21 protein-coding genes and 1 pseudogene are annotated in these 23236 nt (G+C 74.7%); 11 read left to right on the forward strand and 11 right to left on the reverse strand.

Going from position 1 to position 23236, the window contains the following annotated elements; translation table 11 throughout:
* Positions 1–2 precede the first annotated feature (2 nt).
* Positions 3–1817 (forward strand): glycoside hydrolase family 2 protein, encoded by a 1815-nt coding sequence (locus BLU82_RS07110; RefSeq protein ID WP_092617700.1) that lies wholly within the window; start codon positions 3–5, stop codon positions 1815–1817.
* Entirely contained in the window at positions 1814–3109 is a 1296-nt protein-coding gene (locus BLU82_RS07115; RefSeq protein WP_092617703.1) for a sulfatase-like hydrolase/transferase, read from the forward strand. Before BLU82_RS07110 ends, BLU82_RS07115 begins: the two co-directional genes overlap by 4 nt.
* On the opposite strand, the gene BLU82_RS07120 is transcribed toward BLU82_RS07115, so the two are convergent.
* The 5 genes from BLU82_RS07120 to BLU82_RS07140 form a co-directional block, all read right to left on the reverse strand.
* Positions 3096–3791: a response regulator transcription factor gene (locus BLU82_RS07120; protein ID WP_197682786.1), complete on the reverse strand. Its 696-nt coding sequence runs from the start codon at positions 3789–3791 to the stop codon at positions 3096–3098. The genes BLU82_RS07115 and BLU82_RS07120 overlap by 14 nt on opposite strands.
* Positions 3788–4957 (reverse strand): sensor histidine kinase, encoded by a 1170-nt coding sequence (locus tag BLU82_RS07125; protein ID WP_092617707.1) that lies wholly within the window; start codon positions 4955–4957, stop codon positions 3788–3790. The genes BLU82_RS07120 and BLU82_RS07125 overlap by 4 nt, the downstream gene beginning before the upstream one ends.
* Positions 4958–5011: 54 nt before the next feature.
* Positions 5012–7078 (reverse strand): MMPL family transporter, encoded by a 2067-nt coding sequence (locus tag BLU82_RS07130; RefSeq protein ID WP_092617710.1) that lies wholly within the window; start codon positions 7076–7078, stop codon positions 5012–5014.
* A 132-nt stretch (positions 7079–7210) separates the two neighbouring features.
* Positions 7211–8059, reverse strand: a complete 849-nt coding sequence (locus BLU82_RS07135; protein WP_092617713.1) for a universal stress protein — start codon at positions 8057–8059, stop codon at positions 7211–7213.
* 82 nt (positions 8060–8141) lie between these two features.
* Positions 8142–9185, reverse strand: coding sequence for an alcohol dehydrogenase catalytic domain-containing protein (locus BLU82_RS07140; RefSeq protein WP_092617715.1), 1044 nt, complete (start codon positions 9183–9185; stop codon positions 8142–8144).
* A gap of 117 nt (positions 9186–9302) precedes the next feature.
* Here BLU82_RS07140 and BLU82_RS07145 point away from each other — a divergent pair, with 117 nt between their 5' ends.
* The 3 genes from BLU82_RS07145 to BLU82_RS07155 are packed head-to-tail and all read left to right on the forward strand — an operon-like array spanning position 9303 to position 12025.
* Positions 9303–10325, forward strand: a complete 1023-nt coding sequence (locus tag BLU82_RS07145; RefSeq protein WP_092617718.1) for a zinc-dependent alcohol dehydrogenase family protein — start codon at positions 9303–9305, stop codon at positions 10323–10325.
* A gap of 24 nt (positions 10326–10349) precedes the next feature.
* Positions 10350–11000 carry a GntR family transcriptional regulator gene (locus BLU82_RS07150; RefSeq protein WP_092617722.1) on the forward strand — a complete coding sequence of 217 codons (651 nt, stop codon included), beginning with the start codon at positions 10350–10352 and terminating at the stop codon, positions 10998–11000.
* Positions 11001–11002: 2 nt separating this feature from the next.
* Positions 11003–12025, forward strand: coding sequence for a 1-aminocyclopropane-1-carboxylate deaminase (locus BLU82_RS07155; RefSeq protein ID WP_092617725.1), 1023 nt, complete (start codon positions 11003–11005; stop codon positions 12023–12025).
* Here BLU82_RS07155 and BLU82_RS07160 read toward each other — a convergent pair.
* Entirely contained in the window at positions 12015–12968 is a 954-nt protein-coding gene (locus BLU82_RS07160) for a WYL domain-containing protein (RefSeq protein WP_092617728.1), read from the reverse strand. The two genes, BLU82_RS07155 and BLU82_RS07160, sit on opposite strands and share 11 nt — an antisense overlap.
* 53 nt (positions 12969–13021) lie before the next feature.
* Between BLU82_RS07160 and BLU82_RS07165 the strand changes: the two genes are divergently transcribed.
* The 3 genes and pseudogenes from BLU82_RS07165 to BLU82_RS36265 all read left to right on the forward strand — a co-directional run.
* Positions 13022–13600, forward strand: coding sequence for a DinB family protein (locus BLU82_RS07165; RefSeq protein ID WP_092617731.1), 579 nt, complete (start codon positions 13022–13024; stop codon positions 13598–13600).
* Positions 13601–13637: 37 nt separating this feature from the next.
* Positions 13638–15329, forward strand: a complete 1692-nt coding sequence (locus tag BLU82_RS07170) for a bifunctional 3'-5' exonuclease/DNA polymerase (protein ID WP_092617734.1) — start codon at positions 13638–13640, stop codon at positions 15327–15329.
* A 182-nt stretch (positions 15330–15511) separates the two neighbouring features.
* Positions 15512–16423: pseudogene (locus BLU82_RS36265) on the forward strand (MMPL family transporter); the annotation flags it as partial.
* Here BLU82_RS36265 and BLU82_RS07180 read toward each other — a convergent pair.
* Positions 16390–16971, reverse strand: a complete 582-nt coding sequence (locus BLU82_RS07180) for a TIGR03086 family metal-binding protein (protein ID WP_092617738.1) — start codon at positions 16969–16971, stop codon at positions 16390–16392. The pseudogene BLU82_RS36265 and the gene BLU82_RS07180 overlap by 34 nt on opposite strands.
* A gap of 84 nt (positions 16972–17055) precedes the next feature.
* Between BLU82_RS07180 and BLU82_RS07185 the strand changes: the two genes are divergently transcribed.
* The gene (locus BLU82_RS07185) at positions 17056–17520 is read left to right on the forward strand and encodes a MarR family winged helix-turn-helix transcriptional regulator (protein ID WP_092625557.1); all 465 of its coding nucleotides are present in this window, start codon (positions 17056–17058) and stop codon (positions 17518–17520) included.
* On the opposite strand, the gene BLU82_RS07190 is transcribed toward BLU82_RS07185, so the two are convergent.
* On the reverse strand, positions 17492–18118 hold the full coding sequence (locus BLU82_RS07190) for a LysE family translocator (RefSeq protein WP_092617741.1): 627 nt from the start codon (positions 18116–18118) through the stop codon (positions 17492–17494). The two genes, BLU82_RS07185 and BLU82_RS07190, sit on opposite strands and share 29 nt — an antisense overlap.
* A gap of 74 nt (positions 18119–18192) precedes the next feature.
* Here BLU82_RS07190 and BLU82_RS07195 point away from each other — a divergent pair, with 74 nt between their 5' ends.
* Positions 18193–19074, forward strand: a complete 882-nt coding sequence (locus tag BLU82_RS07195; RefSeq protein ID WP_092617744.1) for a LysR family transcriptional regulator — start codon at positions 18193–18195, stop codon at positions 19072–19074.
* On the opposite strand, the gene BLU82_RS07200 is transcribed toward BLU82_RS07195, so the two are convergent.
* A complete protein-coding gene (locus BLU82_RS07200; protein WP_092617747.1) occupies positions 18990–19652 on the reverse strand; it encodes a TetR/AcrR family transcriptional regulator in 663 nt (220 codons plus the stop codon). The genes BLU82_RS07195 and BLU82_RS07200 overlap by 85 nt on opposite strands.
* A 96-nt stretch (positions 19653–19748) precedes the next feature.
* Between BLU82_RS07200 and groL the strand changes: the two genes are divergently transcribed.
* On the forward strand, positions 19749–21365 hold the full coding sequence (gene groL, locus BLU82_RS07205) for a chaperonin GroEL (protein WP_092617750.1): 1617 nt from the start codon (positions 19749–19751) through the stop codon (positions 21363–21365).
* A gap of 12 nt (positions 21366–21377) precedes the next feature.
* Here the strand turns inward: groL and BLU82_RS07210 are convergent, their stop codons facing one another.
* Complete coding sequence (locus BLU82_RS07210; protein WP_092617753.1) at positions 21378–22169, reverse strand: ABC transporter permease; 792 nt, start codon at positions 22167–22169, stop codon at positions 21378–21380.
* Positions 22166–23110 (reverse strand): ATP-binding cassette domain-containing protein, encoded by a 945-nt coding sequence (locus BLU82_RS07215; RefSeq protein ID WP_092617756.1) that lies wholly within the window; start codon positions 23108–23110, stop codon positions 22166–22168. Before BLU82_RS07215 ends, BLU82_RS07210 begins: the two co-directional genes overlap by 4 nt.
* Positions 23111–23236: the final 126 nt, after the last annotated feature.

A 23236-nucleotide genomic window follows, 5' to 3' on the forward strand; every position in this document is an offset into this window, starting at 1 on the left:
CCATGCCCGACGACCAGACCACCCTGCCGCGCGAGGAGTACCCGCGCCCGCAGTTCCGCCGCGAGCGCTGGCTCAACCTCAACGGCCGCTGGGAGTTCGAGATCGACCGCGGCGACAGCGGGCTGGAGCGCGGCCTGCTCGACACGCCGCTGAGCGGCGAGATCCTGGTGCCGTTCGCCCCGGAGAGCGACCTGTCCGGCATCGGCGACCGCGACTTCCTGCACGCCGTCTGGTACCGGCGCACCATCCGGGTGCCGGACGACTGGGCCGGCAACCGGGTGCTGCTGCACTTCGGCGCCGTCGACCACGACGCCACCGTCTGGGTCGGCAGCGTGCAGGTGGGCCGGCACCGCGGCGGGTTCTCGAGCTTCACCCTCGACATCACCGACGCGGCGCCGCCCGGCGCCGAGGTGCCGCTCGTCGTGCGGGCCCGCGACGAGCCGCACGCGCCGCAGGCCCGCGGCAAGCAGTCCCGCGAGCACTCGCCGCGCGCGGCGCTGTACTGGCGCACCACCGGCATCTGGCAGACGGTGTGGCTGGAGCCGGTGCCGCCGGTCGCGCTACGCCGCCCGCGCGTCACCCCGAACGTCGCCGCCGGCGCGTTCGACGTCGAGGTCCCGCTGACGGCGAACCTGCCCGGCGGCGCCGTCCGCGTCACCGTCTCCGACGACGCCGGCGAGGTCGTGAGCGCCGAGGTGCGCGCCGACCTCGACCTCGCGCCGCGGCTGAGCCTGCCGCTGCCGGCCGGCCGGCAGCGGCTGTGGTCGCCGTCCGACCCGTTCCTGTACGACCTGCGCGTCGAGCTGCGCTCGGCGGACGGTGTGGTCGACGAGCTCGCGTCGTACGCGGGGCTGCGCAGCGTGGCGATCACCGGCAAGCAGGTGCGGCTCAACGGCGAGGTGGTGTTCCAGCGGCTCGTCCTCGACCAGGGCTACTACCCGGACGGCCTGATGACCGCGCCGAGCGACGCCGACCTCGTCCGCGACATCGAGCTGTCACTGGCCGCCGGGTTCAACGGGGCGCGGCTGCACCAGAAGGTGTTCGAGGAGCGTTTCCTGTACCACGCCGACCGGCTCGGCTACCTCGTCTGGGGCGAGTTCGGCGACTGGGGCTGCAACACCGGCCAGGGCGAGACGACCAACCAGCAGCCCGACGCGTCCTACGTCCAGGAGTGGCTGGAGGTGCTGGAGCGCGACTACTCGCACCCGTCGATCATCGGCTGGTGCCCGCTGAACGAGACGTGGCAGGCCTACGGCGACCGCATCACCGCGCTCGACGACGTCACGCGGGCGATGTACCTGGCCACGAAGGCGTTCGACACGTCCCGCCCGGCGCTGGACACCTCCGGCTACGCTCACCGCGTCGCCGAGTCCGACATCTTCGACAGCCACGACTACGAGCAGGACCCGGTCCTGTTCGCGGCCAACTACGCCCGCCTCTCCAAGGGCGACCCGTACGTCAACCGGGCCGACAGCACCGGCGAGTCGTGGTCCATCGCCTACCGGGGCCAGCCGTTCTTCGTCAGCGAGTTCGGCGGCATCTGGTGGAACCCGGCCGAGGCGAGCCGGCCGCAGTCGATGCGCGAGTCGTGGGGGTACGGCGACCGCGTGCGCGACCTCGACGAGTTCTACACCCGCTTCGAGGGGCTGGTCGGCGCGCTGCTCGACCACCCGGACATGTTCGGCTACTGCTACACCCAGCTCACCGACGTGTTCCAGGAGCAGAACGGGCTGTACGGCTTCGACCGGTCGGCGAAGTTCGACCTCGACCGCATCCGGGCCGCGCAGACCCGGCCGGCCGCGATCGAGCGGTCGTGAGGTCGCCGAACGTCGTCGTCATCTACGCCGACGACCTCGGGTACGGCGACCTCGGCTGCTTCGGCGCGTCCGACCTGGACACCCCCGCGTTGGACGCGCTGTCGGCGTTGGGCGTGCGATTCGGCCAGTGGTACTCGAACTCACCGGTCTGCTCGCCGTCGCGGGCGTCGCTGCTGACCGGCCGGTACCCGGCGCGGGCGGGGGTCGAGAACATCCTGGCCGGCTCGCGCGACACCGCCGGGCTGCCGCCGCAGCCGACGCTCGCGTCGGAGCTGCGCGAGCGCGGCTACCGCACCGGGATCTTCGGCAAGTGGCACCTGGGCGTCGAGTCGTCGTACGGGCCGCTGAAGCGCGGCTTCGACACCCACTTCGGCTTCCGCGCGGGCTGCGTCGACTACTACTCGCACATCTACTACTGGGGCGGCACGAACCCCACGCACGACCTGTGGGCCGACGACGAGGAGGTGTGGTCCGACGGGGAGTACCTGACGACGCTGCTGGCGGAGCGGGCGGCGGCGTTCATCGAGTCGTGCGGCGACCAGCCGTTCCTCTGCTATGTGCCGTTCAACGCGCCGCACTACCCGATGCACGCCCCCGCCTCGTACGTCTCCTTGTTCGAGCACCTGCCGCCGGAGCGGCGGATCATGGCGGCGATGATCAAGGCCCTGGACGACGGCGTGGCGCTGCTGCTCGAGACGCTGGACCGGCTCGGCGTGCGCGACGACACCATCGTCTTCTTCTCCTCCGACAACGGCCCGTCGACGGAGGAGCGCAACTGGCTCAACGGTGACGAGATCGCCTACCGCGGCGGCTCGGCCGGCGGCCTGCGCGGCAGCAAGGGCTCGGTCTTCGAGGGCGGTGTGCGGGTGCCGGCGCTGCTGTCATGGCCGGGCGCGGTGCCGGCCGGCGTCGAGTTCGCCGGCGTCGGGGCGATGATGGACCTCGTCCCGACCCTCCTGCACGCCGTCGACGGGTCGCCGCCGCCGTCCGGCGACCACGACGGGGTGTCGCTGCTGCCGTCGCTGACCTCGCCGTCGGTGCAGGCGGAGCCGCGCTGGATCGGCTGGGACTACGCGACCCAGCTGGCCGCGCGGTCCGGCGACTGGAAGATCGTGCTCGGCGCCCGCGAGGCGATGGGCCCCGAGGTCGCCGCCCGGGCCGCCCTCTACGACCTCGCCGCCGACCCCGGCGAACGCCACGACCTCTCCGCCGCCGAGCCCGAGCGGTTCGGCGCGCTGCTGGCCGAGCTGCTGGCCTGGGCGGACGGCAACGCCGCGGTCAGGGGGCCGTGACCAGACCGGTCTCGTAGGCGGTGACGACGAGCTGGGCGCGGTCGCGGGCGCCCAGCTTGAAGAACAGCCGCGAGACGTGCGTCTTGGCGGTGAGCGGCGAGAGCACGAGGTGCTCGGCGATCTCGTGGTTGGACAGGCCGCGCCCGACCAGCGCGAGGATCTCGCGCTCCCGCGGCGTGAGGCCGGCCAGCCGGCCGTCGTCCGGCTCGGCCGCGGGCGTCGGCGCCGGCGGCACGTCGGCGGGCGCGGCGGCCACGTACGCCTCGATCAGCCGCTTCGTGACCCGCGGCGCCAGCAGCGCCTGGCCGTCGTGCACCAGGCGGACCGCCTCGACCAGCGCCTCCGGTTCGACGTCCTTGAGCAGGAACCCGGCGGCGCCGGCCCGCAGCGCGCCGAACACGTACTCGTCCAGCTCGAACGTCGTCAGCACGATGACCCGGACCCCGGACAACCGAGCGTCGGCGGTGATGCGCCCGGTGGCCTCCAGTCCGTCGACGTGCGGCATGCGGACGTCCATGAGGACGACATCGGGGACGGTCTCGACCGCCAGCCGGACCGCCTCGGCGCCGTCGACCGCCTCGCCGACCACCTCGATGTCGGGCTCGGCGTTCAGCAGCGCCCGGAACCCCGCGCGCACGAGCGTCTGGTCGTCGACCAGCAGCACCCGGATGGCGGCGGTCACGACGCGCCCACCGGCAGCGACGCCGCGACCCGCCAGCCGCCTTCGGCCCGCGGCCCGGCCTCGAACGACCCGCCTACGGCGGCGGCGCGCTCGCGCATGCCGCGCAGCCCGTTGCCCGAGCCGGCGCCGGCTCCGGCGTGGCCGCCGGGCGCCGGGCCGCGGCCGCGGTCGTTCTCGACCTCGATCAGCAGCAGGTCGTCGTGGTGGGCGACCCGCACGCGGGCGGTGGTCGGCCCGGCATGGCGCAGCACGTTGGTCAGTGCCTCCTGGACGATGCGGTAGCCGGTGGCGTCGATGGCGGCCGGCAGCGCGCCGATGGCGGGGTCGAGGTCGACGTCGAGGTCGACGCCGGCCGAGCCGAGGCCGTCGCGGAGGTCCTCGATGCCGGCGAGGCCCTGCGTGGGGCGGACCGGAGCGACGGCGGCCTCGGCGCCCTCCTCGCGGAGCAGGCCGAGGACGGAGCGCAGGTCGTCCAGCGACGCGCCGCTGACCCGCTTGATCTCGCGCAGCGTCGAGCGGGCCTGCTCGGGGTCGCGGTCCAGCAGATGCGCGCCGACGCCGGCCTGGACGTTGATGGCGACCATGGCGTGCGCGACGACGTCGTGGACGTCGCGGGCGATGCGCAGCCGCTCTTCGCCGACCCGGCGCAGCGCCTCCTCCTCGCGGGTCCGCTCGGCCGACTCGGCGCGGTCGACCAGCGCCTCGGTGTAGGCGCGGCGGTCGTGCGCGGCGACCCCGAGCGCGAGCGGGATGGCGACGAACGCGAGGTTCTTCGCGGTGTCCCACGAGACGTACCCGTGCGGGCTGTAGACCTGCAGGATCAGCACTACCAGCGGCAGCCCGAGCGCGGCGGCCACCACCGCGGCGCGCCGGCCGCGGGCCGCGGCGAGCGTGTACGCGCAGATCATGGCCGGCCCCGCGATGGTGACGTAGACGTGCGCGAAAGACAGCACCGCGAAGATCAGCAGCATCGCCACCGTGAGCGCCAGCACCGGTGCGCGGCGGCGCAGCAGGATCGGCAGCGACGCCAGCACGGCCGTGCCGGCGGACAGCGCGGTGAGCTCCGTGTCCGGCGTGCGGGCGATGTCGAGGATCATCACCGTGGCGCACAGCACGACCGCGAGCGCGTCGACGACGCGCTCGCGGACGGTGCCGGGCCGGCTCATGGGGCTCACGGTAGACGGCGGGTGTGCGGCCCGTCGTCCTCCCGGGGGAGTACGTCAGCGCTCCGAGACGCCGATCCGGTCGTGCACCCGGCGCAGCCACATCGGGGCCCACCAGTTCCACTTGCCCATCAGCCCCATCAGCGCCGGGACCAGCAGCGAGCGGACGACGAACGCGTCGACCAGCACGCCGATCGCGGTCGCGATGCCGATCTGCTGGATGAACGAGATCTCGCTGCTGCTGAACGCGCCGATCGCGACGGCGAGCAGCAGCGCGGCCGCGGTGACGACGGCGCCGGTGCGGCCCAGGCCCACGGCGACGGCCTCGCGCTCCGGCTCGCCGGACTCGCGCGCCTCCTTGATCCGGCCGAGCAGGAACACCCCGTAGTCGGTGGACAGGGCGAAGACGACGGCGGCGGCGATGAGGAAGTTGGTCGGCTCGATGCCGCCGTTGGGTGTGTAGCCGAGCAGGCCGGTGAGCCGTCCGTCCTGGTAGATCCAGGTGAGCGCGCCCAGCGCCACCCCGACGGTGAGCGCGTTCATCACGACCGCCTTCACCGGCAGCACGACCGACCCGGTCATCAGCCACAGCACCAGGACCGTCAGCAGCACCAGCAGCGCGGCGGCCAGCGGCAGGCTGTCCGCGATGGCGTCCTGCTGGTCGATGAAGTCGGCGGCCGGCCCGGCGACCAGCGCGTCGACGCCGGCGTCCGCGGCCAGTTCGCGCACGTCCGTCACGACGGTCCGGGCGTCCTCGCCGGCCGGGTCGCCGGTGACCTCGAGGTCGACCTGCCACACGCCGCCGCCGAGGTCGGCGGCCTCGGCCGGCGCGATCACGCCGGGCAGCCCGGACGCCTGCCGGGCCAGCTCGGTGGCGCCGTCGCCCTCGACGGCGATGGTGACGGGGGTGGTGCCGGTGCCGCCGTACTCGCCCTCGACGGTGTCGGACACGACCCGGGCGCTCTGCCCGGGCGGCACGATGGTGCCGTCGACCGGCGTCCAGGCGGTGCGCAGGGCGGGCGCCGCCAGCACGAGCATCACCGCGGCGGTCGCGACGGCGATCAGGCCGGGGCGGCGCATGACGGCGTGCGAGACGCGGTACCAGCGGCCCTCGGCGGCGTCGTTCGTCCGGCGGCGGGCCAGCTTCCGGCCCCAGAGGCCGAAGATCATCGGGCTGACGACCAGCGCCGCGGCCGCCGCCACGACCGCGACGACGGCGCCGGCCAGGCCCATCGAGCGCAGGAAGCCCATCGGGAACACCAGCAGCGTCGCCAGCGCGACGGCCACCGTCGCCGCCGAGAACACGACCGTGCGCCCGGCCGTGCGCATCGTCGTCAGCACCGCGTCGAGGGTCGGGCCCTGCCGGTCCAGCTCCTCGCGGTAGCGGGTGAGGAGGAACAGCGTGTAGTCGATCGCCAGGCCGAGCCCCAGGCCGATGATGAGGTTCAGGGCGAAGACGCTGACGCCGTAGACCTGGTTGATCCCCGTCAGCACGAGGAACGTGCCGAGCACCGTGGTGACGCCGACCGCGAGCGGCAGCACCGCGGCGCGGCCGCCGAAGACCAGCAGCGACAGCAGGATCAGCACCGGGAACGCGAACGTCTCCGCACGGGCGAGATCCTGGCCGATCTGCTCGCCCAGCTGCACGCCGACGACCGCGCCGCCGCCGACCGTCACGCCGTCGTCGTCCGCGAACGCGTCGAGCGCCGCCCGCGCCGTGGCCTCCTCGTTCGCGTCGGCCGCCAACGTGCCGACGACCAGCGCCGACGTCCCGTCCTGCGCCGCACCCGCGACGTCGGTCCGCGCGACGCCGTCGAGGCCGGCCAGCGTGTCCGCGGCCGCCTCCACGGCCTCGTCGCCGCCCGGCGGCGTCTCGACCAGCAGCACCACACCCGGCGACGGCTGCAGCCCGGTGGCCGCCTCGATCCGCTCGACGGCGCGCACCGAGTCGGCGTCGCCCGGCGTGAACCCGCCGTCGGACCGCAGCGCCCCGGCGACCGGCCCGCCGGCCGCGCCGGCGACGGCCACGAACAGGAACAGCGCCACGAGCGCGCGGCGCGGGTGGTCGTGCAGCGCCCGGAGGAGGCGCCGCGACGGGGTGCCGGTCAGCTGGGTGAGATTCATGCCACCGACCTTCGCGGCCGCGAGGGTGCGGCCGCGTCCGGCCGGGGAAGTAACCGCGCAGGCCACCACCGCGCGGCTACTCCCGCGGGCGTACACCGGCCGGACGACCCGGCACGGTGTGCGCCGCTGAGCTCAGCCGTGGACGACGGCGACGGGGCGGGCGGCCTGGTGGAGGACGGCCCGGCTGGTCGAGCCGAGCAGCATGCTGCGGACGTCGCCGCGGCCACGCGAGCCGACGACGATCAGGGAGGCGTCGGCGGCGGCCTCGACGATGACGTCGGCCGGGTAGCCGGGCGCGACGACGACCGAGACGTCGGCGGTGGAGCCGGTGGCGGCGCGGGCCCGCTCGACCGCGGCGGCGACCAGCTCCTCGGTCTCCTGCTGCTCCGGCGCCGTCGTGTGGCCGCGCATCCGGAACGCCCCGACGGCGACGACGCGGGCGGCGCGCAGGCGGGCCTCCGTCAGCGCGAACCGCAGCGCCGCGTCGCCGAGGGGCGAGCCGTCGACGCCGACCACGATGGAACCGTCGCCGGGGCCCTCGTGCGGCGGGACGACGACCGCCGGGCAGGTGGCGTGCGCCGCGACCCGCCCGCTCACCGAGCCCAGCACCAGCGCGCCGATGCTGCCCAGCCCGCGGGTGCCGGCCACGACCAGCCCCGCGTCCTTGGCGACGTCGAGCAGCGCCTGGGCCGGCGGCCGCAGGACGAGGAAGGTGTCGACGTCGAGGTCGGGCGCCGCGTCCTTCGCCCGCTGCCGGGCCGCGTCGAGGACCTCGGTGGCGTACGCGCGCAGCTCGTCGGACGGCGGCAGCACGGCGGCGCCGCCGAACGGCGCGGCCGCGATCGGCATCCACAACCCGTAGACGGCGTGCAGCGGCGCGCCGCGCAGCTTCGCCTCGGCGACCGCCCAGTCGAGGGCGATGCCGCTGTCGGGGGATCCGTCGACGCCGACGACGATGGGCTTGCTCTGCTCGGTTGTCATGTCTCCAGGGTCGCCCCGCGGGAGCCGTCCCGCCAGGGGCGGACGGCCGCGGGCCTCGGGACCTTCGTCCCGCCGCGGCGGCTCATGCGCCGCGGAACAGCGCGACCTTGAGCACGCCGGTGTCGGCCGGGTGGGCGAAGACGTCGTAGGCGTCCTGCATCTCGTCCAGGCCGAACCGGTGCGTGACCAGGCCGGTGACGCCGAGCTGGCCGGCGGCGAGCATGCGCAGCAGGGTCGGGGTGGTGGCGGTGTCGACCAGCCCGGTGGTGATGGTGAGGTCGCGGATCCAGGCCGTCTCCAGGTGCAGCGTCGCGGGCGACCCGTGCACGCCGACGTTGGCGACGTGGCCGCCGGGCCGGACCAGCTCGACGCACGACTCGAACGTCGCCGGGATCCCGACCGCCTCGACGGCGACGTCGGCGCCGAGCCCGTCGGTGAGGTCGCGCACCCGCGCCGGCACGTCGTCGTCCGGGTCGAGCAGGACGTCCGCCCCGACCGCGGCCGCCGCCTGACGCCGTCCGGGCGCCGGGTCGACCGCGATGACGTGTGCGGGGCTGAACAGGCGGGCGGTGAGGATCGCCGCCAGCCCGACCGGGCCCGCTCCCACGACGACCACCGTGTCGCCCGGGCGCACCCCGGCGGCCAGCACGCCGACCTCGTACGACGTCGGCAGGATGTCGGCCAGCAGGACGGCGTCCTCGTCGCTGACGTCGGCGGGCAGCCGGTAGACGGAGGTGTCGGCGAACGGGACGCGGACCCGTTCGGCCTGGGTGCCGTCGATGCGGTGGCCGAGGACCCAGCCGCCCCCGCCGAGGCACTGGCCGTAGCGCGCCTCGCGGCAGTAGCGGCAGCGGCCGCAGGCGGAGATGCACGACACCAGGACGCGGTCGCCCGGCGCGATGGTGCGCACGTTGCTGCCGACCTCCTCGACGGTGCCGACCGCCTCGTGGCCGAGCACCCGGCCCGGCTCGGCGGTGGCGACGTCGCCCGCGAGGATGTGCAGGTCGGTGCCGCAGATCGTGACGCAGTCGACGCGGACGACGGCGTCGTCGGGACTCTTGACGGCCGGGTCCGGGACGTCCTCCCAGGACCGGCGGCCGGGACCGTGGTAGACGAGTGCCTTCATGCCTCCAGTCCAGCCGCCGGCGGCGCCGCGGGGGAGAGGCGATGGGCCCGCCGGTCCCGGACCATCGTCCCGGCGTGGCACCGTGTGACCTGACCGCCGACGACGAGGAGATCACCCATGCGCGGAGCAGTCCTGTACGCACCCGGCGACGTGCGCGTCGAGGAGCGCGCCGACCCGGTGGTCGAGCGGCCGTCCGACGCGGTCGTCCGGGTGGTCGCGTCCTGCGTGTGCGGCTCGGACCTGTGGACCTACCGCGGCGTCAGCCGCCCGTCCCGGCCGGTGCCGATGGGACACGAGTACGTCGGCGTCGTCGAGGAGACCGGGGCCGACGTGCGCACCGTCGCCCCCGGCGACACCGTCGTCGGGTCGTTCTTCGCGTCGGACAACACCTGCGAGATCTGCCGCGCCGGGTACCAGGCCCGTTGCGTCAACGCGGTGCCGATCGGCTCGCTCGGCGCGCAGGCCGAGTACCTGCGGGTCCCGCTGGCCGACGGCACGCTGGTGGCGACGCCGGGACCGCCCGACGACGACCTGCTGCCGTCGCTGCTCGCCGCGTCCGACGTGCTCGGCACCGGCTGGTTCGGCGCGGTGGCGGCGCAGGCGGGGCCGGGCCGCACCGTCGCGGTCGTGGGCGACGGCGCCGTCGGCCTGCTCGGCGTGCTGGCCGCGCGGCGGCTCGGCGCCGAGCGGATCATCGCGATGAGCCGGCACGCTCCCCGTCAGGCCCTGGCCCGCGAGTTCGGCGCCACCGACGTCGTGGCCGAGCGCGGCGCCGAGGGCGTCGCGCGGGTGAAGGAGCTGACCGGCGGGCTCGGCGCGCACGGCGTCATCGAGGCGGTCGGCACGCAGGAGTCGATGATGCAGGCGATCCGGTCCACCCGCGCGGGCGGTCACGTCGGCTTCGTCGGCGTCTCGCACGGCGTCGAGCTGCCCGGCCGCGAGCTGTTCTTCGCCCAGGTGCACCTGCTTGGCGGACCGGCGCCGGTGCGGCGGTTCCTGCCGGAGCTGATCGACCTGATCTGGACGCGGCAGATCGACCCCGGCCGGGTCTTCGACCGGACGCTCCCGCTCGACGACGCGGCCGAGGCGTACCGGGCGATGGACGAGCGGACGGCGGTCAAGGTGCTCTTGCGTCCTTGACGGCCGTGGTGTGCAATATATTGCATGCCTATCCCGCAGGGAGAGCCCGCGATCGGCCGCCGGCTGCTGCGCGACGACGTCTACGGACGGCTGCGCGAGGCGATCGTCGGCGGCGTGCTGGCGCCCGGTGAGCAGCTGCGCGACGCCGACCTGGCGGCCTGGCTCGGGGTCAGCCGGACGCCGGTGCGCGAGGCGCTGCTGCGGCTGGCCGAGGCCGGACTGGTCGTCGCGAAGCCGGGCCGCTCGACCGTGGTGAGCCCGCTGGACGTGCGCGACCTGCGCGACGCGCGGGACGTGGTCGCCGCGTTGCACGAGGTAGCCGTCCGCGCCGCCGTCGCCGGCCTGACCGCGTCCGACCTCACCGCGATGAGCGCCGCCAACGACCGGTTCCGGGCGGCGGTCCGCGCCGGCGACGTCGAGGCCGCCCTGCGCGCCGACGACGACCTGCACGCCGTCCCCGTCGCCGTCGCCGCGAACCGCGCGCTGGCCGCCGTCCTCGAGACGTACACGCCGGTGCTGCGGCGGGCCGAGCGGCTGCGCTTCTCCACGCTGGCCGGACGCGCGTCCGTCGCCCGGCACGACGAGCTGATCGGGCTGTGCGCCGCCGGCGACGCCGAGCGCGCGGCGGCCGTCGCGTTCGACACCTGGCACAGCCTGCCGACCACCGAGGAGTGACCATGGCCCTGAGCGACTTCCCCCGCCACCCGCTGACCTTCGGGCCCAGCCCCGTGCACCCGCTGCCGCGGCTGACGGCGCACCTCGGCGGCGCCGCGATCTGGGCCAAGCGCGAGGACTGCAACTCCGGCCTCGCCTACGGCGGCAACAAGACCCGCAAGCTGGAGTACATCGTCCCCGATGCGCTGGCGCAGGGCGCCGACACGCTGGTGTCGATCGGCGGCTACCAGTCCAACCACACCCGCCAGGTGGCCGCCGTCGCCGCGTCGCTCGGGCTGGCGGCGGTGCTGGTGCAGGAGAGCTGGGTCGACTGGCCCGACCCGCTGAACGACCGCGTCGGCAACATCATGCTCAGCCGCGTCATGGGCGCCGAGGTGCGGCTCGACCCCGCCGGGTTCGGCATCGGGTTCAAGGAGTCGTGGACGCGGGCCATCGAGGACGTCGAAGCGGGCGGCGGGCGGCCGTACCCGATCCCGGCCGGTGCGTCGGATCACCGGCTCGGCGGGCTCGGCTTCGCCAACTGGGCGTACGAGGTCCAGGCGCAGGAGCGTGAGCTGGGCGTCTTCTTCGACACCATCGTGGTCTGCGCGGTCACCGGCTCCACCCAGGCCGGCATGATCGCCGGGTTCGCCGCGCTGGAGGAGGCCGGCGGGCGGCCGCGCCGGGTCGTCGGCATCGACGCCAGCGCGAAGCTGGACGAGACGCGCGACCAGGTGGCCCGCATCGCCCGCGCCACCGCCGAGCTGATCGGCGTGGCCCGGCCGCTGCGCGACGACGAGATCACCGTCCTGCCCGGCTGGGCCGGCGACCGGTACGGCGTGCCGGTGGAGTCGACGCTCGACGCGATCCGGCTGACCGGGCGGCTCGAAGGGGTCATCCTCGACCCCGTCTACGAGGGCAAGTCGATGGCCGGGCTGATCGACCTCGTCACCGGCGGCGACGTCCCGGGCGACTCGACCATCCTCTACGCGCACCTCGGCGGCCAGCCGGCGCTGAACGCGTACAGCGGGCTGTTCACCCACTGACCTCGGCGGCCGTGAACCGCCGGGCGAGGTGTGCGAACGCCGCCCGCAGCTCGGGCGGCCCGACGACCTCGACGTCGGCGTCGAACCGGGCGATGTTCGCGGCCAGGCCGATCCAGGACCACGCGCCCAGCGTCAGCCGGCACCGGTCCGGCCCGGCCGCCTCGACCACCCCGTCGTGGACGTACGGCGCGACCTCGGCGGCGGGGAGGTCCAGCAGCACCTCGCCTCGGCACGGCCAGCCGGTGTCGCCGTCGACGGCGCCGCGGAACCGGCCGGCCACGAACGCGGCGACGTCGCCGCCGGGAACCTCGCGCGGGGCGAACCGCGGGCCGGTCGGGATCCGCGGGGTGATCCGGTCGGCGCGGAACACCCGCCAGTCGTCGCGGTCGAGGTCCCACGCGACGAGGTACCAGCGGCCGCCGCGGGCGACCAGGTGATGCGGCTGGACCCGGCGCCGTGTGCCGGCGTGCTCGAGGCGCAGCTCCTCGCGGGCCCGGATCGCCGCCGTCAGGGCGACCAGCACGTCCGGGTCGACCGGGTTCCGCGTCGCGCCGCCGACCGTGACCCGCACCGCGTCGACCCGGTGCCGCAGCCGCGCCGGCAGCAGCTGCCGGACGGTCGCCAGCGCGCGGGCGGCGTCGGCCGCGACGTCGGCGCCGCCGGCCGCCGCCAGCCGCAGCGCGACCGCGAGCGCCACCGCCTGGCCGTCGTCGAACAGCAGCGGCGGGAGTTCGGTGCCCGCGTCGAGCCGGTAGCCGCCGTCCGGGCCCTTGATCGCCCGGATCGGGTAGCCCAGCTCGCGCAGCCGGTCGACGTCGCGGCGCACGGTGCGTTCGCTGACGTCCAGCCGCCCGGCCAGCAGCGGGCCCGGCCAGTCGCGGCGGGCCTGCAGCAGCGACAGTAGCGCGAGCAAGCGGGCGGAGGTCGTCGGCACGGCTCTCATCCTGCCGGAAGTAGCGGACACATCCTGTCCGCTACCGCCGCAACACTGCCGTCATGACGCAGAACCAGACGACCACGTCCACCCTCGACGCCGAGCGGGCCGCCCTGCTCGGCCAGCTCGCGGCCGCCCGCGCCGCGCTGCTCACCACCGTCCGCGGGCTCACCGACGCGCAGGCCGCCGAGAGGCCGACTGTCAGCGCGCTCTGCCTCGGCGGGCTGGTCAAGCACGTCACCGCGATGGAGGAGAGCTGGCTGCGCTTCGTCGTCGAGGGCCCGGCGGCGATGACCTACGACCTGCCCGACGGCGTCACCTGGGCCGACCTCGCGGCCGGCACCGCGCGGGAGGTCCCGCAGTGGTCGCTCGACCACGCCGACGGCTTCCGGCTGCTGCCCGGCGAGACGCTGGCCGGCGTCGTCGACCGGTACGAGCTCGTTGCCGCCGAGACCTCGCGGATCGTGCGTGCCGTCGCCGACCTGTCCGCCGCGCACCCGCTGCCGGACGCGCCGTGGAACCCGCCCGGCGCGACGCGCAGTGTGCGTGAGGTGCTGCTGCACCTCATCGCCGAGACCGCCCAGCACGCGGGGCACGCGGACCTGCTCCGCGAGTCGCTGGACGGCCGGACGTCGAGCTGACGACGCCGTTGTCAGTGCCGGGCGGCAGGATGAGCGTGTGCAGCCTGTCGTGGTCCCGTCGCCTGACGGCTCGGTGCGCGTCGACGGCCGGCGGGTCGCGCTGGGCGAGCTGCCCTCCGTCGTCGCGTCGGCCGGCCCCGCCGCCCGCTGGACCTGGGACGACACCAACCGGTGGTATCCCGGGCTGCTGGCCGCCGGGGTCCGGGTCGACCGCTCCCACGACCTGCGGCTGGCGCACCGCATCCTGCGGGGGTCGGCGCTGGCGGCCTGGCCCGGACCCGCCGACGCGCCGCCCGGGCCGTGGGACACCCTGCCGCCCGCGCCGCTGACGCCCGCCGACGAGCCGGCCATGCTGTTCGCCGCGCCCGGTCCGTCGTCGGGGCCGGCGCAGGGGCCCGACCCGGTCGCGGAGCTGGCGGTGCACAACGCCGTCGTGGCGGCGTCGCCGTCGGCCGGGCGGCTGCGGCTGCTGCTGGCGGCCGAGTCGGCGGGCGCGCTGGCCGCCGTCGAGATGTACCACGCCGGCCTGCCGTGGCTGGCCGACGTCCACGATTCCGTCCTCACCGAGACGCTCGGCCCGCGGCCGCGGCTGGGCGAGCGGCCGGCTCGGCTGGAGGAGCTGGCGCATCGCATTCGCGACGCGCTGGGCGCGTCGGCGAGCCTCAACCCCGATTCCCCGCAGGATCTGCTGCGGGCACTGCAGCGGGCCGGTGTGGGCGCGCGCACGCTGCGCAAGTGGGAGCTGGAGCAGCTCGACCACCCCGTCGTCGAGCCGCTGCTGGAGTACAAGTCGCTGTACCGGCTGCTGACGGCGAACGGCTGGGCCTGGCTCGAGGCGTGGGTGCGCGACGGCCGGTTCCGCAGCGAGTACGTCGTCGGCGGCGTCGTCACCGGCCGGTGGGCGTCCAGCGGCGGCGGCGCCCTGCAGCTGCCCAAGAGCGTCCGCCGGGCCGTCGTCGCCGACCCCGGCTGGACCTTCGTCGTCGCCGACGCCGCGCAGCTCGAGCCGCGCGTGCTGGCCGCCATGGCCGGCGACGACGTCATGGCGGCGGCCGGTCGCGGCCCTGACGGCCGGGGCGCCGACATGTACGCGGGCATCGTCGCGTCCGGGGCGGTGCCGACCCGCGAGCTGGCGAAGGTCGGCATGCTCGGCGCCATGTACGGCGGCACCACCGGGTCCAGCGGCCAGGTGCTGCCGCGGCTGGCGAAGACGTTCCCGCGCTCGCTGGCGTTCGTCGACGAGGCGGCGCGGGCGGGGGAGCGCGGCGAGATCGTCACCACCCACCTCGGCCGGTCGTCGCCGCTGCCGGGCGCCACGTGGCACGAGGCGCAGTCCGGCGCCTACCAGGACGACGCCGGCGACGACGACGTCGCCCGCGCGCGGTCGTACGCCCGGTCGTGGGGCCGGTTCACCCGCAACTTCGTCGTCCAGGGGACGGCGGCGGAGTGGGCGCTGTGCTGGATCGCCTCCATCCGGCGGCGGCTGTGGGCGCTCGGGCCCGCCGACGTCCCCGCCGGTCTCGTGCCGGCCCCGTTCGAGGCCCGCCCCCACCTCGTCTTCTTCGTGCACGACGAGATCGTGGTGCACACCCCGGCGCAGCTCGCCGACGCGGTGGCGGCAGAGGTCCAGGAGGCGGCCGCCGAAGCCGGCCGCCTCCTCTTCGGTGACTTCCCGGTCCAGTTCCCCCTCAGCGTCGCCGTCGCCCCCTCCTACGCCGACGCGAAGTGAACCCAGCTGATCACAACCGTCCGGAACGGGTACCGCTGAGCCGTGCCCCGTCCCGAGGAGGCCCGACGCCATGGCTGTGCTGGTGGCGGCCGGCGTGGCGTACGCCGTCGCCGGCGGGATGTTGAGCAGCGCGATCACCATCCCCGGCACCCCGACGCAGCAGGTGACGGACCGGTTGGTTCTCGGGCGTCGTCGAGATGATCACCGTGACGCCGATCCTCGGCGTGATGCTCGGGCTCGCGGTCGGCATCGACTACGCGCTGTTCATCCTCAACCGGCACCGCCGCCGGCTGCGCGAGGGCATGGAGCTCGCGGAGTCGATCGGCCTCGCGAACGGGACCTCCGGCAACGCCGTCGTCATCGCCGGCAGCACCGTCGTCATCGCGCTGGTGGCGCTGAACGTCACCGGCATCGGCTTCCTCGGCCCGATGGGGACGGTCGCCGCGGTCGCCGTCGTCGTGGCCGTGCCGGCGGGTGCTGCCGCGCCGCGCCCGGCAGCAGGACGCCGCCGCGGCCGCCCGGCCCGACGACGTGCGCCCGATGCGGACGTCGCGCGCGGTGGCCAGCGCGAACATCGACATCTCCGACCAGCTCGCCGACGCGTTGCCGGTGTACCTGGCTGTGGTGATCGGGCTGTCGCTGCTGATCCTGCTGGTGGGCGTGCTGTTCGGGCTGGCCATGGACTACCAGCTGTTCCTGGTGTCGGGCATGCGCGAGGCGTACGTGCACGGCGAGCCGGCCCGCCTGGCGGTGGCCCGCAGCCTGCGGGCCGGCCGGGCCGTTGTGACGGCGGCGGCGATCATCATGATCTCGGTCTTCGGCGGGGTTCGTGTTCTCGCACCTGGCGATGGTCCGGCCGATCGGGTTCGGCCTCGCCTTCGGCGTGCTGGTCGACGCGTTCGTCGTGCGCATGACGCTGGTGGCCGGCCCTGATGCACCTGGCCGGGAACGCCGCGTGGTGGCTGCCGCGCTGGCTCGACCGCCTGCTGCCGAACGCCGACGTCGAGGGCGCGGCCCTGGAGCGCCGGCACGCGCAGCCACCCGAGTCGCCGGTGCCGGCTCAGGCCGGCCAGGCGGGCGACCGGCCCAGGTAGGCGACCAGCTGGTCCAGCCGCGACCCTCCCTCCCACGGCACCACCGGCCCGAACGCCGCACCCGGCGCCAGCCGCACCGGCCCGGTCGGGACGACGGCGGCCACGGCGTGGGCGGCGTCGAGGACGTCGTCGTCGAAGGCGAGGTCGGCGCCGAGCGTCTTCGCGACGTCCCAGGAGTGCACCACGTAGTCGACCAGGTGGAAGCCGACGGCCTGCTCGGCGGGGAACGGCTCGGGACGGAACTCGGGCAGCGGGAACCCGCGCTCCGCCACGCCGTCGGCGGCGAACGCGGCGATGACGTGGTCGGCGGAGTCGAGGTAGGCGCGGACGGGGTCGTCGCCGAGGGACAGCAGCTTCCAGGTGGCGGGGTCGGCGTCGCCGCGCGAGGCGGCCGCGAAGCCGTAGTGCTGGGTCGTCACGTGCGCCAGCAGGCCGTACAGCGTCCAGCCGAGGCACGGGGTGGGCTTGGAGAGGTCGGCGGCGGTGGCCGTGGCGACCAGCTCGGCGCTGGCCCGGACCGCCCGGGCGTCGAGGTCGATGATGTGCATGAGCTGATCGTACGCCTCTGCTTATGATCGCGCCATTGGTATTTTCGGAGGGTGCCGTCCGACGACCGCCGCGACCTCGCCGCCATGATGTACCCCGTGGTGCGGGCGCTGCTCGCGGTCGAGCAGCCAGTGCTCGACGCGCACGGCGTCGCCATGTGGGGCTACTCCGTGCTCACCGCGCTCGACCGCACGCCCATCCGCACCCAGGCTGCGCTGGCCGAGGCCATCGGCGCCGACAAGACCCGCATCATCGGCACGCTCGACGAGTTGCAGGACGCCGGGCTGATCACCCGGACCCCCGACCCCGACGACCGCCGGGTGCGGCTGCTCGCCATCACCGACGAGGGGCGCCGGGTGCGGCAGGCCATCACCGCCGGCATCCGGTCGCGCGAGGAGCGGCTGCTGTCCCGGCTGCCGGCCACCGACCGCCGCGGGTTCGTCCGGGCCCTGACGGAGCTGTCGGCACTGCCGCCGGACGAGCTGGCCGACCTCGCCGGCGACGACGGCGACGACAGCGACGTCAGTGGCTCGCCGCCGTCGCCAGCCTGATCGCCACGGCGGCCAGCAGCACACCGGTCACCTGCTCGATGCGCGCCTTGACGGCCGGACGGCGCAGCCAGCGGCCCAGCCGGTCGACGACGGCCACGTAGAGGCCGAACCAGGCGAGGTAGAGCAGCGCGAACACCGCCGAGAGCAGCAGCGCCTCGGCCCGCGCCGAGCCCGCGTCGGCGGACAGGAACTGCGGCAGGAACGTGACGAAGAACAGCGCGACCTTCGGGTTGAGCGCGTTCGACAGGAATCCCTGACGCAGGTGCGCCCAGCGCCGCGGCGGGGCCGTCGCCACCTCGCCGGCCGCCGAGGGCGAGCGCCGCGACCTCGCCGCCGAACGCAGCAGCTGCACGGCCAGCCACAGCAGGTACGCCGCGCCGGCGATCTTCAGCGCGGTGAACGCGGTGGCCGACGCCAGCAGCAGCGCCGACAGCCCCACCGCGGCGGCGGTCGCGTGCACCGCCAGGCCGAGCACGCCGCCGATCATCGTCAGCAGCCCGCCGGTGCGGCCGCCGACGAGCGCGTTGCGGGTGATGAGGGCCTGGTCGGGGCCCGGCATCATGATCAGCACGAGTGCGGCGAGGGCGAAGGTCGTCATGGAAGAAGCGTGCCCGGCCAGCACAGATAGGTCCAATGCCAGTTTCCGTGCTGACCCATGAGTAGGCTCTATGAATGGTCAGTCTGGTGCAGCTTCGGGTCCTCGACGCGGTCCACCGGCACGGCTCGGTCACGGCCGCGGCGCGCGACCTGCACTACACGCAGCCGTCGCTCAGCCATCACCTCGCCCGGCTCGAGGCCGAGACCGGCGCGCGGCTGCTGCAGCGGGTCGGCCGCGGCATCCGGCTGACCGAGGCCGGCCGGCTGCTGGCCGAGCGCGCGGCGGAGATCATCGGCCGGGTCGACTCCGCGGCGGCCGAGTTGTCGACGCTGGTCGGGCTGCGGGCGGGGCGGGTCCGGCTGGCCGGCTTCGGCTCGGTCATGAGCGGGCTGGTGCCGCGCGCCGCCGCCGTCCTCGCCGAGCGGCACCCGGGCCTGGAGCTGGGGCTGACCGACGCCCACCCCGACGACGCGCTGCGGCTGCTGCGGGCCGGGCAGGCCGACGTCGCGGTGATCTTCCGCTACGACGAGACGGCGCCCGAGGAGGACGGCGTCCGGCTGCGGCACCTGCTCGACGACCCGCTCTACCTGCTCACCGGCGGCACCGGCGGCGGCACGCTGGCCGACCACCGCGACGCCGCGTGGATCGGCGGCTGCGAGCGGTGCCGCGCCCACCTCGTCGAGCTGTGCGAGCGGTCAGGTTTCACCCCGCGGCTGACCTCGGCCACCGACGACATGGTCGTCATGCAGAGCCTGGTCGCCGCCGGGCTGGGCGTCACGACGATCCCCGGGCTGGCGCTGCGGGCGCACCGCGACCCCGCCGTCACCGTCACCCGCCTCGACGTCCCGCCGCGACGGATCGTCGCCGCCACCTACGGCGACCCGCCGGACCCGCCGGCGACGGCGGCGCTGCTCGACGCGCTCGATGAGGCGGCCCGCAGCGCCGGCGCGACGTAGGCGAGCGCCTCGCGCAGGAGGTCGTCCAGCCGTCCTCGGGGTACGACCAGCGGGCCGCGCGGACGGCCGTCGTCGGGCCGGGTCCACCGCTCGACCGCGACCCGCGTCGCCGCCGAGACCGCGGCAGCGAGCACCTCCGGGCGCAGCGAGTCGCCGTCGCCGGTGCGGTCCGCGATGGCCGCGGCCAGCGGCCGGTCCAGCGCCCCGGCCGCCTCGACGTACTCCGCCCGCAGCCGCGGCGCGGAGGTGATCAGCGGCAGCGGCTCGCCCTCGGCGGCGTACTGCTCGACCACCGCCTCGATGACGGCGACCTCCAGCGGCTCGCCGGCCGGCCGTCCCCGCACCGCCGCGGCGACGCGCAGGGCCCGCTCGGCCGTGACGGCCGCGACGATGGCCTGCTCGCGGCTGGCGAAGTAGTTGTTGTAGGTGCGCGGCGACACCCCGGCCGCCGCCGCGATGTCGTCGACCCGCACGTTCTCGGGGCCGTGCTCCTGGGCCAGTCGCAACGCGGCCGCGCTGAGCGCCGCCCTGGTGGCGGCCTTCTTCCGCTCGCGCAGTCCGCCGGTGTCGTCGTCCATGCCCGCATCCTAACCACAAAACTGCGCGTACGAAATTTTGCGTGCACGCAAGTTTGTGTCAGGCTGGAGGGACCGACAGCGGAAAGGACGGAACGGATGGCCAGGATGATCGCGTTCGACGAGGAGGCGCGGCGTGGCCTCGAGCGTGGCATGAACTCTCTTGCTGACGCCGTCAGGGTCACTCTCGGCCCGAAGGGCCGTAACGTCGTGTTGGAGAAGAAGTGGGGCGCTCCCACGATCACCAACGACGGTGTGTCGATCGCCAAGGAGATCGAGCTCGAGGACCCGTGGGAGAAGATCGGGGCCGAGCTGGTCAAGGAGGTCGCGAAGAAGACCGATGACGTGGCCGGTGACGGCACGACGACGGCGACCGTGCTGGCCCAGGCGCTGGTCCGTGAGGGCCTGCGCAACGTGGCGGCCGGTGCGAACCCGATCGCGTTGAAGCGGGGCATCGAGCGGGCCGTCGAGGCGATCGCCGAGCAGCTGCTGTCGACGGCGCGTGAGGTGGAGACGAAGGAGCAGATCGCCGCGACCGCGTCGATCTCGGCCGGTGACTCGCAGATCGGTGAGTTGATCGCCGAGGCGATGGACAAGGTCGGCAAGGAAGGTGTCATCACTGTCGAGGAGAGCAACACCTTCGGGCTCGAGCTCGAGCTCACCGAGGGCATGCGCTTCGACAAGGGCTACCTGGCGCCGCACTTCGTGACCGACCACGACCGCATGGAGGTCGAGCTGGACGACCCTTACCTGCTGCTCGCGGGCGGGAAGATCGGCGCGGTGAAGGACCTGCTGCCGGTGCTGGAGCAGGTGATGGGCACCGGCCGGCCGCTGGTGGTCGTCGCCGAGGACGTCGAGGGCGAGGCGCTGGCGACGCTGATCGTGAACCGGCTGAAGGGCACGTTCGCCTCGGTGGCGGTCAAGGCGCCCGGGTTCGGCGAGCGGCGCGAGGCCATGCTGCACGACATCGCCGTGCTCACCGGCGGCACCGTCGTCTCGGAGAAGGTGGGGCTGCGTCTCGACGGCGTCGACCTCACGTTGCTGGGGCGGGCTCGTAAGGTCGTCGTCACGAAGGACGAGACGACGATCGTCGAGGGTGCCGGCGACGCCGAGCAGATCGCCGGGCGGGTGTCGCAGATCCGCGCGGAGATCGAGAACTCCGATTCGGACTACGACCGGGAGAAGCTGCAGGAGCGGCTGGCCAAGCTGGCCGGTGGCGTGGCCGTCATCAAGGCGGGCGCGGCGACCGAGGTCGAGCTGAAGGAGCGCAAGCACCGCATCGAGGACGCGGTGCGCAACGCCAAGGCGGCTGTCGAGGAGGGCATCGTCGCCGGTGGTGGCGTGGCGCTGATCCAGGCCGGTGCGGCGGCGTTCGAGAAGCTGGAGCTCGACGGCGACGAGGCGACCGGTGCGAACATCGTGAAGGTGGCCGTCGAGGCGCCGCTGAAGCAGATCGCGGTGAACGCCGGTCTCGAGGGCGGGGTCGTGGCCGAGAAGGTGCGCAGCCTTCCGGTCGGGCAGGGCCTGAACGCGGCGACCGGTGAGTACGTCGACATGCTCGGCGAGGGCATCAACGACCCGGTCAAGGTGACCCGGTCGGCGCTGCAGAACGCCGCGTCCATCGCCGGTCTGTTCCTCACCACCGAGGCCGTCGTCGCGGACAAGCCGGAGAAGGCGGCGCCCATGCCGGACGGCCCCGGTGGGATGGACTTCTGAGCCGGGCCGCCGTCACCTCCCGTAGAGCCGCGCGGTGAGCGGGGCGAACACGGCGGTGACGGCGGCGGCCTCGGCCAGGGCGAGCGCGACCTCGCGCCCGGCCGGGTCGCCGTACAGCAACGCCCGCACCGCGTCGACCAGGTGCGAGACCGGGTTGACGTCCACGAACGCGGCCACGGCGCCGGGCAGCGTGGCGGGGTCGACGAACACGTTGCTGACGAAGACCAGCAGGAACACCGCCATCATCCCGATGCCCTGCACGGCGCCGGCGTTGCGCACCGCCAGGCCGAGCGTCGTGAACAGCCACGACAGCGCGAACGCGAACACGACGACGAGCAGCGCGGCCGCCAGCACGCCGAGCACGCCGCCGCCGGCGTCGAAGCCGAGCAGCAGCCCGGTCACGACGATGATCGCGGCCGTCGCGGCGTACCGGACGGAGTCGGCCAGCACGGCGCCGACCAGCGGCGCGGCCCGCCAGCCGGGCAGTGAGCGGAACCGGTCGACGACGCCGGAGGAGCGGTCGGCCTGCAGCGTGACGCCGGACTGGACGGCGGTGAGCAGCACGCCCATCACCAAGATGCCGGGCAGCAGGAACTGCAGGTAGTCGCCGGTCGTGCCGGAGATCGCGCCGCCGAACACGTAGGTGAACATGACCAGCAGCAGGATCGGGCCGATGGTGACGTCGACCAGCTGCTCGGGCACACGGCGCAGCTTGAGCAGGCCGCGCCGGGCGTAGGCGGCGGTGGTGGCGACGGCGCCCGCCCGGTGCGGGCGCGGGCCGCCGGTGAGCGACTCGATGGTCACGACGACACCTCCTGGCGTGCGGTGAGAGCGAGGAACACCTCGTCGAGGCTGGGCCGGTCGAGCGAGAAGCCGGTCACGGGAGCGTGCCGGCGGGTCAGCTCGGCGAGGATCGCCGTCGCGCGCTCCGGGTCGTCGACGGGCGCGGTGAGCGCGCCGCTGCCCGGCTCGTGCACGACGTCCAGGCCGAACGACGAGCGCAGTGTGTCCGCTGCGGCGGCCGCGGTGCCGCCGTCGTCGAACCGGACGTGCAGCCGGGCGGCGCCGACGGACGCCTTCAGCTCGCCCGGCGTGCCCTCGGCGACCACCCGTCCGTCGTCGACGACGGCGACCCGGGCGGCCAGCGCGTCGGCCTCCTCGAGGTACTGCGTGGTCAGCAGGATGGTGGTGCCCTGCGCGGCCAGCGCCCGGACGATGCGCCACACGTCGGCGCGGCTGCGCGGGTCGAGGCCGGTGGTCGGCTCGTCCAGCACCAGCAGGTCGGGGGTGACGACGATGCTGGCGGCGATGTCGAGCCGGCGCCGCATGCCGCCGGAGTACTGCTTGACCGGACGGCCGGCGGCGCCGGCGAGGTCGAACGCGGCCAGCAGCTCGGCGGCCCGCTCGCGCGCGGCCCGGCCGGTGTGGCCGAGCAGCCGGCCGATCAGCGTCAGGTTCTCCGGCCCGGTGAGGTCCTGGTCGACCGACGCGTACTGCCCGGTCAGCGACAGCCGGGACCGGACGGCGTCGGCCTCGCGCCGCACGTCGTGGCCGAGCACCCGGGCCTCGCCCTCGTCGGCGGCGAGCAGGGTCGCGAGCACCCGGACGGCGGTCGTCTTGCCGGCGCCGTTCGGGCCCAGCAGCCCGTAGACCACGCCGCGCTCGACCGTCAGGTCCAGACCGTCGAGCGCGCTGACCTCGCCGAATCGCTTGCGCAGCCCGGCGGTCTCGATGGCGAGCGTCATGGCATGCCTCCTCGGTTGGTAACTATCATCATAGTGAAGTAGCTTCACTATATCGTGCGGGCGATCCGGCGAAACGGCTGCTGGGAGGGGTGCGGGTGGCTAGTGTGACGAGTGTCACTGTGGTGA

Origin of the sequence: Jiangella sp. DSM 45060, assembly GCF_900105175.1 — a bacterium.
Lineage (GTDB): Bacteria > Actinomycetota > Actinomycetes > Jiangellales > Jiangellaceae > Jiangella.